Genomic DNA, 17,309 nt, shown 5'->3' with positions numbered 1-17,309 from the left:
GCATCAGTTAAGTCACTTAAGCCATTCAAATGTTGCTTCGCATTTGTTTGCGCAGTTCTTAAGTTTTCTTGACCGTTTAATGCTTGTTGTTTAGCTGTCACTTGGTCTTTCGCTTGATTAATTTCTTGCGCATTCATTGTTGGACTAGTTGTTTGACCAATGATTGCTTTTGCTGCAGTAACTGCATTGTTGTAGTCAGTTTGTTTGTTTTGACTTGCATCCGTGTAGTTTTGACCTGCTTTAATCGTTGCTTCATTCGCAATGCTATCTCGTAGACCTTTCATTGCAGTGTTTAATGTTTGTGCATTATCACGAACATTTTGAACATTTGGCAACGTCGTCGCTTGACCCACTTGTTCTTTAAGTTTTGCTTTTTGCGGACCATTTAAAGAAGTTAAACCATCAATTGCTGTGTTAGCATTTTGTTTCGCTACTTCTAAATTATGATTACCGTTTAACTGCGTCTTAGCATTCGTTACTTGCGTTGCTGCATTTTTAACATCTGATGGTGTTAACGTTGGTGTTGGTGTACCACTAACGATACTTTCGGCAGCTGTCACTTTTTCATCATATGCTTGACGTTTATTCGCATCAGCATTGACATAGTTACCACTAGCTTTTGTGTCAGCTTTATCAGCAATGGCACGTTTTAAAGCTGTCATCGCAGTATTTAATTCAGTAGCAGTATGTTCAACACCATTTGCTGCAGATACGCGTCCTGCACTTGTTACTTGTGCTTTTAATGCTTCTTTTTGTTTTGTATTTAAGTCCGAAGCATTTGTAATTGCTGTGTTAGCAGCTTGTTTCGCACGTTCTAAGTTTTGAATACCGTTTAATGCAGTATTTGCTTGTGTAACAGCTTGCATTGCTCTTTCAACATCTGCTTTAGGTGTATTACCGCCAGCTGTTTTATTTAAAATAGTTGCTGCTGCATTTACTGCTTGAGAATAAGCAGTTCGTTTAGCATCATCAGCATCTTGATAATTTTGACTTTGTAACGTCGTGTCTTTATCACGAATTGATGTTTCTAATTGACCCATAGCACCATCTAATTGTTGCGCTTTGGCTTTAACTGTATTAACACCTTCAACATTTGTTGCTTGTGTAATTTCATTATCTAACGCTGTACGTTGTGCATTATTAATGTGTGTTAATGTACCTAACGTTTGTTTCGCAGCGGCTTTAGCTTCATTTAATTTCGCATCACCGTTCAACGCCGTCTTCGTACTGTTCACATTTTGTAATGATTGTTCAACTGCTGCTTTGTCTACATTTTGACCACTAGCTTTGGTTAAAATTGCTTTTGCTGCATTTACAGCTTGATCATAAGCTGATTTCTTACTTGGCTCTGCATCTAGGTATTTCTGAGTTTGTTTTGTTTGTGTCTCATCATTGATACCATTTTGTAAACTATGCATTGCGTTATTTAATTCTGTTGCTTTGGCAGTTTCTTGATTTACACCAGCTACTGTTGTTGCACCATCAATACTACGCGTTAACGCATCTTTTTGTGCATTGTTAATTGATGTTAAGTTATTCAAGTTGTTTTTCGCAGTTGTCTTAGCTTGAGCTAAGTTTTGCGCACCATTTAATGCATGTTCTTTAGTTGTCACTTGTGATGTTGCTTGCGTAATAGTATTTGGTTCCATCGTTGGGTTCGATGTTTGATTAATGATTGCTTTTGCTGCAGTAACTGCACTGTCGTACTCGTTACGATTATTTGGACTTGCGTCAGTGTAGTTTTGACCTGCTTTAATTGTTGCTTCATTCGCAATACTATCTCTTAAGCCTTTCATCGCTGTATTCAACGTTTGAGAACTATTTTTAACAGTTTGAACACCATCTAATGTAGTTGCACTTTGAACTTGTTCTTTTAATTTTGCTTTTTGTGCATTATTCAATTGTGCTAAGCCATCAATTGTATTATTTGCATTTTCTTTTGCAACACGTAAGTTGTTATCGCCATTTAATGCTGTTTTAGCCGCATTGACTTGTGAAGTCGCACTATTTACGTCATTGGCTGTTAATGTCGCATTCGGTGTACCATTAATGATATTTTCAGCGTTAGTCACTTTTGAATCATACGCTTGACGTTTTTCTTGATCAGCATTGACATAATTACCGCTTGCTTTTGTTCTTTCTTTATCAGCAATAGCTGCTTTAAGTGCTGTCATCGCACCGTTCAATTCAGTAGCTGTATGCTGAACGTTATTTGCATCAGATACACGTTGTGCATTGTTAACTTGTGTTTTTAATGCATCTTTTTGTTTTTGGTTTAAGTCATGTGCGTTGTTAATTGTGTTCGTCGCATTTGTTTTAGCTTGAGCTAAGTTTTGTGCACCATTTAACGCTGCTTTTGTTGTATTAACTTGATTTGCCATGCCATTAATCGCATTAGCATCCATATTTGGATTGTTTGTTGCATTAATAACACCATTTGCATTATTTACAGCAGTATTATAATTATTTTTGTTGCTATCAGATGCATCAAGATAATTTTGACTTGTTTTCGTCGTATTATCATTTTGGATACTTGTACGTAATGCACCCATGTCAGTATTTAACGTATTACCTTTATCTTTAACACCATTTACACCAGCTACATTTTGCGCTTGTTCAACTTGATGCTTCAAGTTGTCTTTTTGTAATTGTGTTAAGTTTGGTAACCCATTAATCGTATTTGTTGCTGAAGTTTTCGTATTTCTTAAGTTTTCAGCACCATTTAAAGCCGCTTTCGCTCTTGTAACTGCATTTAATGCATTATCAACGTCTGCTTTAGATGTGTTACCACCAGTTTGTTTATTTAAAATGCCTTCAGCTGCTGTGACAGCTTGAGTATATGCGTTACGTTTTGATTCATCTGCATCAAGATAATTTTGATTTCTTAATGTCGCATCTTTATCATTGATTGAACCTTGCAAGCTATTCATTGCGCCGTCTAATGTATTGGCATTTGTTTTCACAGTATTAACGCCATCAACAGTCGTCGCTTGATTGATTTGACCTTCTAACGCAGTACGTTGTGCATTTGTAATATGGTTTAAAGTACCTAAGTTTTGTTTAGCTGCCGCTTTCGCTTCTGCTAGTTTCGCATCACCATTCAATGCATCTTTCGTACTTGTTACTTGTTGTAATGCACGGTCAACTGCTGCTTTATCTGAATTTGAACCAGTTTGTTTATTTAAAATTGCTTTCGCAGCAGCTACAGCTTAATCATAAGCAGTTTTCTTACTTTGTTCAGCGTCACGATATTTTTGAGTTTGTTTTGTTGCGTTTTCATCATCAATACCATGTTGTAATTGACCCATAGCTGTATTAAGTTCATTTGCAGTTTGTTGGATACTTGTTACATTTGCAACACGTTGCGCACTTGTAACTTGTGCTTTTAACGCATCTTTTTGTGCTTTATTTAAGTTAGTAGCACCATCGATGGCATTTGTTGCTGTTTGTTTCGCTTGCGTTAAATTATGTGTACCATCTAATGCATTTTTCGTTGATGTCACTTGTGTAGCGATTTGGTTAATTGCATTAGCATCCATATTTGGATTGCTTGTTGCATTAATGACACCATTAGCACTATCAACAGCATTGTTATAGTTTGTTTTGTTACGTTCTGTAGCATCAAGATAGTTTTGGCCATTTTTCGTAGCTGCATTATCTTGAATGCTATTTCTTAACGTACCCATAGCACCATTTAATGTGTTGGCACTTGATTTAACAGTATCTACACCTGCAACATTTTGTGCTTGTTGCACTTGTTGTTTCAATTTATCTTTTTGTGCAGTTGTTAAATGTTGAAGTCCGTTTATAGTAGTGTTTGCATTTGATTTAGCTTGCTCTAAATTATGGTTACCATTTAGGGCACCTTTCGCATTTGTCACTTGTGACAACGCGTTTTCAACGGCAGCTTTATCTAAATTTGATCCACTATTTTTATTTAAAATATTTTCTGCGTTCGTAACGGCTTGAGTATAAGCAGTTTTCTTATCTGAATCAGCATCATGATAGTTTTCGCTCGCTAAAGTATTCGCTTTATCATTAATACCATTTTGCAAGTTAGCCATCGCTGTATTCAATTGTGTACCTGTATTAGATACCGCTTCAACACCAGCTACTGTTGTTGCTTGATCAATTTTAGTTGTTAAGTCACGTTTTTGAGCATTATTAATTGACGTTAAGTTATTTAATGCATGTTTAGCTGTATTCTTCGCATTTGTAACGTTTTGATTACCATTCAATGCATTTTTAGCACTTGTAACATTTTGAATAGCCGCTTCAACATCTTGTTTAGACGTATTTGCACCTTGTGTTTTGTTCAGAATTGTTTCTGCTCTGCTTACCGCATTTGTATACGCATCACGTTTAGCTTTATCTGCATCAATGAAGTTAACACCTTGTTTAACTGTGTTTTGATCATGGATAGCTTGTTCCAAGTTACCCATTTGCGTATTCAACTCAGTTGCTGCATTTTTAGCAGCTGTTACCTCACTCACATGACCTGCACGATCAATTTGTGATGAGATTGCAGATTTTTGGTTATTTGTTAAGTGTGATAACGTATTTAAGTTTTGCTTAGTAGTGTTTTGTGCATTTCTTAAGTTTTCAGCACCGTTTAAACCATTTTTAGCATTATTCACTTGTGTTGTAGCTTGGGTAATCGCACTAGTATCCATAGTCGGATTATTAGTTTGATTAATAATACCTTTCGCATTTGACACAGCGCTATTGTATGTTGATTGGTTATTCGGACTTGCGTCTGTATAGTTTTGACTTGCTTTGACTGTTGTTTCGTTAGCAATACTATCTCTTAAGCCTTTCATTGCATTGTTCAATGCTTGTCCATTTGTTTGAACAGATTGTACGTCTTCTAATCTATTGGCTTGTCCCACTTGTTCTTTTAATTTAGCTTTTTGAGGTGTATTTAATTGCGTTAATGCATCTATAGCAGTATTGGCGTTTTGTTTTGCAACACGTAATCTTTCGTCACCATTTAATTCTTGTTTCGCGCTGTTTACTTGATTAGCTGCAGCTGTTACTTCTGAAGGTGTCGTAACAACCGTTGGCGTACCGCTAATAATATGTTCAGCATTGGTAACTTTAGTTGTGTAAGCATTTTGTTTAGTGCTATCGGCGTTAACATATTTACTGCTTGCTAACGTATTCGTCTTATCTGCGATGGCATGTTTTAATGTGCCCATTGCCGTGTTCAGTTCAGTCGCATTGCGCTGTACATCTTGTGCATTAGAAACGCGTTGAGCACCATTAGCTTGTGCTTTTAATGCATCTTTTTGTTTTTGATTTAAATCAGATGATCCATTGATTGCTGTAATCGCTGCTTGTTTCGCATTATTTAAGTTTTGCGTACCATTTAATGCATGTTTCGCACTATTAACATTATTAAGTGCTTGTTCGACTGCAGTTTTCGCTGTATTCGGTCCAGTTTGTTTATTTAAAATTGTTTCGGCATTTGATACAGCTTGATTGTAAGCATTACGTTTTTGCTCATCAGCATCCAAGAAGTTTTGGCTCGCTAATGTTCCAGATTTATCGTTGATAGCCGTTTGTAAGTTACCCATTGCACCATCTAAACTATTCGCACTTTGCTTAACAGATTCAACACCAGCTAAGTTTGTAGCTTGTGAAATTTGATTTGTTAAATCATTGCGTTGTGCTGTAGTGATATGCGTTAAAGTACCTAGATGTTGTTTCGCTGCGTTTTGAGCTGCAATTAATTTTGCATCACCATTCAATGCATTTTTCGCAGTATTCACACGTTGCAACGCTGCCTCAACTGCATTTTGCGCAGTGTTTGGACCTGTCGGTTTATTTAAAATCGCTTTCGCTGCAGTAATAGCATTATCATACTCTTGTTGTTTATTTGTATCGGCATCACGATATTTCTCGGATGATTTCACTTGAGATTCGTTGTTAATACCACTTTGCAAGCTAGCCATAGCTTGGTCTAGATGTTGCGCATTTTGTTTTACAGTATCAACACCACTAACTCTTGTCGCACTAGTAATTTGACTAATCAAATTGTTCTTTTGAGCATCTGTAATACTTGTCAATGTGTTTAAGTATGTTTTCGCATTTTGTTTTGCAGCAGCTAAGTTTTCATCACCGTTAAGTGCCGTTTTAGAACTATTCACTTGATCTGCTTTTTGTGTAATCGTACTTGGATTCATTTCTGGATTACTGTTCGCATTAATAATCGTTTCGGCAGCAGCTACTGCGTTGTTATATGCTGTTTGCTTATCATTATTAGCATCTACGTAATCTTCACTTGCTTTAGTCGCATCTTTGTTGGCAATACTTTGTCTTAACGTATTCATCGCTTGATCTAATGTGTTGGCATTTGATTGAACCGTATGAACACCAGCGACAGTCGTACCACTATTAATTTGGTTTGTTAAATTCGTTTTTTGTGCAGTTGTTAAATGCGTCATATTATTTAACTGCTGTTTCGCTGTTTGCTTCGCTTGATCTAATAAACGCGTACCATCTAAGTTATTTTTAGCAGAATTCACTTGATTCATCGCTTCAGCAACTTGATCTTTCGTTTTATTTTGACCATTTAATTTATTTAAAATATCTTTCGCAGCTTGTACCGCATTTGTGTATGCTGTTTTCTTACTTGGTGTCGCATCTTGATAATTTTGACTATTAAGCGTCGTTTGTTCATCATTGATCGCACCTTGCAAGTTACCCATTGCTGTATTTAAATCTGTACCTTGTTGTTTAATAGTATTTACGCCAGCAATATTTGATGCAGCATTAATTTTAGATTTAACATCTGCTTTTTGTGCATTATTTAAATGTGGTAATGCATCAATTGCTCTTACAGCATCTGTTTTAGATTGTGCTAATTTTTCATCACCATTTAATGCATTTTTATTAGTAGTAACAGCTGAAGTTGCACTGTTAACATCATTAACAGACATCGTTGGATTTGTTGATTGATTAATGATTGTTTCAGCACTTGAAACTGCACTGTTATATGCGTTTTGTTTAGCGGTATCTGCATCCGCATAATCTTCTGTACGTTTTACTTGCTCTTTATCTGCAACAGCTTGTCTTAAGTTACCCATTGCACTATTTAAGTTTGTTGCATTTTGTTTAATCGTATTAACTGCTTCAATTTGATGCGCACCATTAATTTGCGATTGTAAATTTTGACGTTGTGCATTATTCAAGTTATTTAAATGTCCTAATGCAGTGTTCGCTTCTTGCTTCGCAGCATTTAGCTTAGCTTCACCATTCAAAGCATGTTCTTTACTTGTGACATTTGATAAAGCATTGTTAACATCACTTGGTGTTATAACTGGATGTTGTGCATTACCGTTAATAATGTCATTCGCATGGTTGTATGCATTGTTGTAATCATTTTTCTTATTAGTATCTGCGTTGACATAATTATCACTTTGTACGACTTGGTTATGATTAGCAACGCCACGTTTTAAACCTGTCATAGCAGTATTTAAGCTTTGAGTCGTTTGTTTAATATCATTTACTGCTTGTACATTTTGTGCACTATTTACTTGTTGTGTTAATGCATTCTTTTGCGCTTGGTTTAAATCACTTGCATGCGTAATCGCATTTGTTACTTCTGTTTTCGCACGTTGTAAGTTTTGTTGACCATCTAAAGCGCCTTTTGTAGATTTCACTGTTTCTGCTTTTTGGTTCACTGTGTTAACATCCATCGTTGGATTAGTCGTTTCTCCAATGACACCTTTAGCCGCATTAACTGCATTATCATACGCTTGTTTATTAGCCGTTGTTGCGTCAGTGTAATTTTGACCTGATTTAATTGTATTATTATCCGCAACACTTTCTTTTAGCTTAGTCATCGCATTATTTAAAGCTGTAATGTTAGACTTAATTGTTTCAAGCGCAGCATGATTTGGTGCAGCGTTAATTTGTTGCGTGAAATTATTTTGTTGTGCTTGGTTTAAGTTAGATGCACCATGTAACGTTGTTAAAGCTGGCTGTCTATCTAATGTTAAACCTTGACGTGCTGTATTTAATTGATCCTTAGCTTGGTTTGCCTCTGCCACTTTATCATTGATATTTTGGACCGTTGGATTGCCATTCAACACTTGATTAATTTCAGTTAACTTTTGACGCGCTGCTTGTAATTTTTGGTTGTACGCATTTAACGAAGCGGTCGTCATACCTGTTGTATCCGTTGGTTGATTAATGCTTTGTTCTAATTGCGTTTTCGCATTTTGAAGCGGCGCTTTATCTGGTGTTAAAGCTTGACGTGCATGATCCAAATCAGATTTCGCTTGATTTGCTGCAGTCGTATTTGTATTAATTTGATCTACTGTAGGTGAACCTGCTAATACTTGATTGATTTGTTGAACCTTATTACGTGCAGCCGTTAACTTCGCATTATAAGCATTTACAGAGTCTTGTGTCATACCAGTTGTACTTGTTTGCGTGTCAATACTATGTTGTAGTTGATTTTTCGCATTTTCTAAAGGCGCTTTATCGACTGTTAAGCCATTACGTGCTCGATCCAGTGCTGTCTTAGCAGCATTCGCTGCTGTCACGTTTTGACGAATCGTTGCAACATTTGGATGAGATGCCAGTACGCGATCAATTTCTTGAATTTTAGTTCTAGCTGCTGAAAGTTTTTCATTAAATGTAGCAACAGATGCGCTTGTCATACCAGTCGTACTCGTTGGCTGATCAATATCATTTTGCAACTGAGTTTTCGCAGCTTGTAATGGTGCCAAGTCTGGTGTTAATCCAGCAATTGCTTGTTTTAAGCTATTATATTTTTCTTCTACTTTAGCTTTTTCTGCGGCAATTTGTTGATCTGTCGCATCACCATTGTTAATAACATTTTGTGCATTTGTTGATTCTGTTTGACCCGCACGTTTAGCATTTTGATATGCTTGGATTGATGATTGTGTCATACCATCAGTAGTTACTGATTTATTGATTTCTTCATCAAGTTTCGTCTTAGCTGTTCTTAAAGCACTATTATCAGCTAAAGGTACTAATTGATTAATAGCTTGCGTTAATCGCTCATTTACACGATTTACATTTGTTAATGCAGATTGTACCTCTTGCACTGTTCTTATTGGCTTCTGAATGATAGCATTGGCACTATTTTTAGCACTTGTTAAGTCACTTTGAAGTGCACGAATCGAATTATTATACGCAGTAATACTTGCTGGTTTCTTACCAGTCGTTGTACCTGTGCGATTCAATTGTTGCACTGCTTGCTCTAAGGCATGTGTATCTGCAGTTAAATCATGTTTCGCTTGGTTTAATGCTGTTAATGCGTTATCGACACGATGTTTTTCATCTGAAATTTGTTGTGCAGTTGCATCTCCATTGTCTATAACACGTTGTGCTGCAGTTATTTCAGTTTCTGCTTCACGCTTCTTCGCATTATAGTTATCAATACTTTGTTGCGTCATACCAGCAGTTGATGGAACTTGGTTCACAGAACTTTGTAAGTTATTTTTAGATGTTACTAATTGGCTATTATCTTCTTTATTTTGAAGTAATGCTTTAGCTTCATTTATCTTAGTTTGTGCAGCTTGAACTTTAGATAATGCTGCGTTCACTTGTTGCGGTGTTGCACGATCATTATTAATAACTTGTTGCGCTTCTGTTTTCGCAGTATTGATTTGTTGTTGCGCATTATGAATTGCATTATTGTACTGCGTAATTGTACCTGGCTTTTTACCATCTGTACTCACTGGATCATCTAAATGATTTTTAGCTGTGATTAACTCACGTTTATCCGCTTTTGTGAAAATGGACTCTTGTACTTCTTCACTACTGCCATCATTGTAAGTTACTGTCACAGGAATCGTCGTTGTGCTACCACCAGCTAAATTAGTAGGCATTGCTGTGCCATTTTTAATCGTTGCAGTACGTTTACTAGCAACTTGAGCTGCATTGTTAATTTCAGCTGCTGTTACATTAGAACCATAATCTTTTACAATTTCAGTTGTGTTGACAGTATGAGTTGCCGGTGCAGTTAATGTACTTGGATTACTACTTGCTGAGTGACCTGTACCTGCTTTCGGTGTAATGGTAATTACTGAATTTGGCTTGATAGTATTGGCATTGAATGTCACTTTACCAGTTTGTGGATCTAACGTTACATAGTCAGGCTTATTGGCGATTGTCCATTGATTATTTTGACCACGAACAACATTAATTGTCTTACTATGTTCTGCACCATTACCCATTTTTTCAGTATAAGCAATATCCATTGCTTGAGTTGGATTAATTAAATGCCCTGATGGATTATTAGGCGTGATATCAATATGACCATTTTGCCATATCTTAGTATTCGCATGGTTCGGTTGTGGTGCGACAACTGTGAAATCATCACTACGTTGCTCATCACTGATTGTTTCACCACTACCTTGTGTTGCAACAACTTGAATTGTATCAGCAGGATTGAAAGTACCAGCTGCAACAGTAATACCATTATTAGTTCCAGCAATACCTGCTACAGTTGCTGCAGATGCTTCTTTCACCCATGGACTCGTATTATTGCGACGTGTAAATGTCGTCACAACATTACCATTACGTTTAATAACTAATTTATCAGCATACGTCGTTACGTTACCGGCATATGTATTCACTGTTTGGTTTGCCCCAGGTGTAATCGTAATTGCTCCTGCTGCCGATTCAGTAATGGTTGGTTTCGCTGGTTGCACATCTTTTACTACAAACTTGGCTGGTAGAGATGTTGCAAATGTATGTCCATTATAGATGACATCATATTTTGCATTAACGACTTTAGCCGCATTCGGTTTATTCATTGCTGCCCAGTTTGCATCGTTTGTACCCGTTGCTGCATTATTCCATTTATACGTAAATCCATCTGTTGGTAAACCATTAGCGTTTTGCATATGTGCATATCCTGATGCTTGCGTACCACTTGCTAAAGTGCCACCAACTGTTGTTGTATAAGAAGTTTGAGGGAATTCAAATTGATATACATTAACAGTAACAGGTACACGTTTTGCAGCTGAAATACCTGGATAAGTTACATCGACATTCAAGTGTTGAACACCTGCTTGTTGGTTATTTGGTTGTTGTCTATTTGCCCATGCTGCAGTGATACCATTTGTGTTTGTATTTGGATCAAATGTAATGTAGTTTATCGCATCCGTTCCATTAGTCAAATTTTGACCTTTCACATCACGTGATGGCGCCTTAGCATTAGCAACTGGATAAACTTTGACAGGTACTTCTACATTACGCGTACCTTGACCATTTGGTAATGTTACAACCGCAGTTTTATGAGTGTTGCCGACTGTATTCTTCCATGTATCTGGACTATCATGCCATGCAACCGTTGCTCCATGTGGCGGATTTTGAATAAATCGTTCTACATGACCGAAATCAAAACCGTCTCCACCTTTAATAAATACAGCTCCTTCAGAAGTTGCTTGTAATTGTGGTGTCACTGTTACTGTTGCACTGTCATTTGAATCAACAGATTCATTTCTTGTTACTGTAACAACTTGACCATGTTCGTCTTGCGTCGTATATGTCACATTGTTCATTGAAATTGAAGATTTTGCTTTAATTCCGTCATTTGGTAACGCGTCACTTACTGTCACAACAGAACTAAAACCACTACCATGAGTAATATTTGTGACATTTAATGGTGTATTATCTGCTTTAAATAATTTTACTGACGAGTTATTTAATACGTTATTAACTTTAATTTCTTGGTTTGTAAGACCCGCTTTGTATGTCACAGAGTTTGCGTCAATTCTCGGTGGATCCGGCTTAACTTTAGATAAAATAGTTAAATCTTCTGTTTGTCTATTATCATATGTCACTCTAATAAGACGAGTAGATATTCCTACAACATCTTTGTTAGGACCATATGTTCCAACAAATTGGAAATTCATATGTTGCGCATTTGTCGACCAAGAATTATTTACTGGCTTAACATATTGTTTCGCATCATACATATCTGAAACACCTGGGTATAAAACACCTCTGGCTGTTTCAAAGACATGTTTCGGTACAGTTCTTACTACTTTATATGTTGCTGTTTTCGTAATCGGCGTTGTTTCGCCATCAATTAAGATATTTGCAGTTACTGTTATATCTTCACCAATAAGTGTATTATCTTTATTTGGCGCTTGTCCACTTACCCATGTAATAGTTGCATCTGGAATGGCACTACCATTAGATAACTTAAAGTAATCTGATGCACTAGAACCATTACCTGCTGGGAAGTCTTGGCCTTGTACAGTGTAATGCGAATGTGCAACGATTTCTGGAATGACATGCTTTACAGGTACAGTCACTGTTGATGTTGTTCCGTCTTGATAAGTAACAGTTACTGTGACATTGGCATTATTTCCAGTACGACTGACATTACTAACTGTTTTACTAGTGATTTCATTTGCGCTTGCTGTTGCATAGTTTCTATTTGGTGCATTACTTGTAAACGTCAATGAATTAATAATTGCCGTTTGATCAGCTTGTGATACTGTCGCATTATTCGAAATATTGGCAATTCTCACAGGATTAGCAGCCGTTGATGAAGTACCAACTCGATATTTATCACGCAAAGGTTTCACTGTTACATTGAATGAAGTTGTAGCTGTATTACCACTTGTATCAGTTGCTAATAAATTGATTGTCTTACTAGTTGCTGATGTCACATTTGGTGCTGTTGCTGAAACATGTTGATGGTTATTATCAACAGTACCTGTAATTTGTGATGTAGTTGGTACAGTTACCGATTGCACACCAAAGTTATCATTCGCTGTAATAGTGTTTGTAAATGTTTCACCTGAGAACACTTGATGATTAGTGTAATTACCTACTGAAATTGTTGGATTCACTAAATCACTTGGTACAAAATAAATGTTAATAGCATCAGTAGTATTTCCCGTATTTTGATTTAAATGTTCAACATATTGTTTTGGCCCATATGGCGTTAAGTATAACTGTGCTTTATAAACTGCATCACTTGCATTATGTGTAGAATTACTTTTTACAACGTGGTCAATTGTAAATGCGCCAGCACCATTAGCTGCCGGTTCGTTTACGTTAACAACAGTTGCGTTACTATGGTTTGCACGAGTATTTGAATTTGTAACAGGTTGCCCACCATAACCGTTTGAAGGGTTGATGATGTCTAATATTTGAATCACTTGACCATTCAACGTATATTGTCTTTGGCCATCAGATGATGCATTTGCTTGTGAATAACCAGTTGTTCTATAGTTTGGTCTTCCACCTGCTTCTGCTTGTGCTTTTTCATTACCAGTAATATTATTACGCAAACCAGGCACTGTAGTAGTCGCTTTTAGCATCGTTAAAATATCATTAGTTGTAATTTGTGTGCCTAATGTAGCATCATAACGATAAATTAAAGATTTATGGTCATCGGACCATGATAAACCGCCATCTGTTGGTCTGTTTGCAATTTTTGCATTCGTCCATGTTACTGTATAATCTTGTGGGAAATTAACCCAACGCAAGAAATTCATATTAGCTAGGTTTGACGAGAATGATTTCGTTAATCGACCTTTATTAATATTTACTGTAATAGTACTTACATTAGCACCATTAGATGTATTTGTAACTGAAATATCACCTTCGGCAAGAGTAATTACATCTCTATTTGCATTAATAAAAGCTTGTTTTACTTTTGAGATTTCATCAGTAGTTAAATCATATGTTGACGTACGATATACACGTTGATCGCCTTCAGGTTGTTTCACATCAACGATTTTTAAACTAATATAGAAATCTTCAGTGTCTTTATGATATGCATTTGAAGCAACTATATGATATAACTGCGTACCTGCATTCATTTGACTAACTTCTTGTGCAGTTGGAATAGTTCTATCAGATGTAATATTTGTAAATGTGCCAATTGGAATAGGTTGTCCATTACTTAAAGTAAAATATTGTTTAATATCACCAATACTAAATGATTGTCCTTTAGCAATCGTTACCGTTGCTGTTTTAGGTGCATTAGTAGTCTGATATTCAGGCTTCACAATTGGTTCGTATGTCATCACATTTGTAGCTTCAAGCGTTGTTGATGAGCCATCACGGTAATGTAATGTGACATTACCATTATTATCGACTGTTACTGGATCAGTTGATGCTAAATATCCTCTTATATTTTGGTTTTTATTCATAAAGGCAGTAATTATTCTTTGCTTTTCATCATTAGATACAGCAGTCGGATTGACTACTACAACTTTCTCAGTATTTCCTAATACAATCGGATGAGCATCTTCACTAATTTTACCTACATGAATTGACACATGTTTAGATTGACTATCATTTGTCGTATTATTGACATTATCTGTCGCTGACACTTTAAATGTAATATCACTGTTAAATGCCTGATTCATATTCACTCTACCAGTAATTGATAATGAGCCGTTTTTGTTGTCGGATTTAGTTAAATTTGATGTCCAACCACTTGGCAATGTCGTAATAGTTGTACTTTTTAATCCAGAATGTCTATCAGAGACACCCATTGTAAAGTTGACTTCGTCGCCTCGATAGTATTTGGCATTTATTCCAACAGGATTATTGATTGTTGGTGGAATGTCATCTGGCAAAATAGTAACAGCATTACTCATATTAGATGCAACTACTTTATTATAATAAACTACTGCTCTAATTTGTTTACCTACTGGTGGTATAAATACTACGTAATCTTTTGGTTGTATAGTAATTGTGTTATGGACCCCATCAGGTGTACCAGTCGCAAGTATCGTATAACCAGATGGTATTTGATCTGCCTCACTACCACCATTCGTAGTTTGATTTGTTGGCGCAACTAAATAAACCAATGCTGATGGATCCAACGGTATTCCAGAAATATTAACAGGTACTTTTTGTAATGCTGTACCTCTTAATTGCTCAGCTGTCGTTGTAATTGTTGGTGTATGTGGTTTAACACGAATTTCGAATAATTGTTCTTTACGTCCAAAACGTATCGTACCAAAGTAATCCCCTGGTAATAAATTACCAACAAGTTCAATGTTACGTTCTCTAGCATTATTAGTTCTATTTGTCGAGTTTTCAATGTGTAATGTACGCGGAATACCTGTAATTTGCCAATCTTTATCTGTAAAATTCTCATTACTTGTTAAATTAATACGTAATGGTTGAATAGATGTTACGCTACCACCTAAATTCACGGAAGCATTCCCTTGGTTACCTGCATATACATAGAAAACTGGATGCCCAGCTTGTTTTGAAAATGGTTTTTCAGCAATATTTTGAGTATCGTCATTTTTAAAGAATTTAATATTATGTTGGATTTCAGGTAATACCGTTAAGTTAACAGGAACTAAAGTTTCACTGTTACCATAAGCATCAGGATAGTCGAAACCAATCATTAATCTTATTGGGTTTCTAGTTCTTGCTGCTTCTTGTAATTTTTGATCAGTAAATAATTGACTTAATTGATATTCATTTAATTGTTGGGCTCCACCCGGTCTAAAAGCATTAGTGTTTGCATTAGTCGAATAAAATCCTAACACTTTATTACTCGGCGTCTTAACATAACTTAATGGATCATCAACAAAATCATCTATATTTAGGTTCGTACTTTCTAATACCTTTTTTGTTTGTACATTTCCTTGACTCACTTCTACTCGTTTAGTTGTACCAATGCGATAAGTACGATTAACCACTTGTCTTAAACCATTAAGACGTTGTTGATGGTCTTGCGTTGATTCGACGTATAGTTGACTGTACATAAATAATTGATTGTACTCTAAAGCACGCCCACCTGCTGCATAATACAATTTATTAACAGTTGGACCTTGTGTTTTAAATGAAATTGTATAACTTGCATCACCTTGACCGATGAAAGTATAAACTTTAGGAACACCCGGTGATTCAGCAGGTTTTTGACCATTAATATATTCAAAATTTTGTCTACCAAAAGCTTTAGTAGCAGGTGTCGCTCCAGCTTCACTAAAATAATCACTCGCTCTAGATAAATCTTCTAAAGAATAAATATGGACAGTTGGCCAGTCATATATTACTTGGCCACTTCTATTTCTTATTTTAAAGTCATGTGAACGATCAGGATCATTTACTCCATATTCCCACATTTGTTGAAGTGGTTTATTTGCACCTGCTCCTGCTCCATGACTCCATTGTACATTTGTTCCATCTGAATTAACTGTTACAAAGTCAGTTCTTCCTACTGGCACTTGGTCTGCTGGTAATGCAAACCAGAAAATCATATTTTGATGTGGAGCATGTCCTTTATTAAACTTAATAACCCATTGGTAGCCATCTCCAGTTTGTTTCGCTGTCATAAGAGCAATTTCCTTTGAGTCAGAGGCCTTCAATGTATTCCATGGTGTAGTTGGTAAATTATATGGCGCCCCTTTACTAGAAGCATTGATATATGTACCAACAGGATAGCCCGAACCATCATTAGCATTTTCAACATAATATGATGAGTTTGCATTTTGATAGTCTGATACTGATCTAGGCTCTGCAGCTCTTGACTCAACCGAACGCGTTTGAATTCTATTTGATCGACGGCTAGTTTGTTGACGTTGAGGCATTGTACGAATTAAAGCAACAGCTTGTTCCAATTCTTTGTATGCAAGTTGCAAGTCTTTATTGTTAATTGGATCATTACTACCTAATAACGTATTAATCTTGTCAAAAATGCCTTTTACATAGTTAAATGTGCCAGAATCTGCATTTTCACGGTCAATAAAGCGATAATCATGATAATTTGCATCAAAAAATGCTTGTAATTCATTTCGGTCATGTTGTACGTTACCATTATCAGATGAATCTGAAGCTGTTACTACATTTGCTTCATGATTTTCTACATGAGCCGCTCTACTGTCGTTTCCATTTTTATTAGCAGATTGACTTTCGTTTTGTTTATGCTTAATTTCTTCTTTATCTGGTTGTGTTGTCGCAGCCGTTGCCGAATCTTTCTTTGTATTTACATTTTGAGATGCTGGTTGTTCATCATTAGTAGTAGTTGATTGCGCTACTTTTTGATCTACTAAATTAGCTTGACTAATATTTGGTTGCTCATTTTCATGAGTAGCAGATAATGATTGACCATTTTGTGAATTTTGAGAATTTTGTGCTTGAGATTCTCGATTCTCAGTCTGTTCATTATTACTTTGTTGTTTCTGTTTAACCACGCTTGCTGGTTGATTTGTTTCAGCAGCATGTGCTTGTGATGTATTGAATCCTAAAAATACCAATGTCGCAATGACAGTTGAAAATGTACCAACTGTATATTTACGAATACTAAACTTTTGAATTTTATCACGATAATTCAC

General features: G+C 36.1%; 1 pseudogene (only partly in view). It reads right to left on the bottom strand.

The features are described from left to right. Positions 1–17,309, bottom strand: a pseudogene (ebh, locus tag IDG45_RS03815) (hyperosmolarity resistance protein Ebh) (it extends 14,566 nt beyond the left edge of the window).

The organism is Staphylococcus sp. EG-SA-10, from assembly GCF_017151945.1.
In the GTDB taxonomy this organism is placed as follows: domain Bacteria; phylum Bacillota; class Bacilli; order Staphylococcales; family Staphylococcaceae; genus Staphylococcus; species Staphylococcus aureus.
Note: the sequence above shows the minus strand (reverse complement) of the source record. Positions and strands in the feature narration are given on the sequence as shown.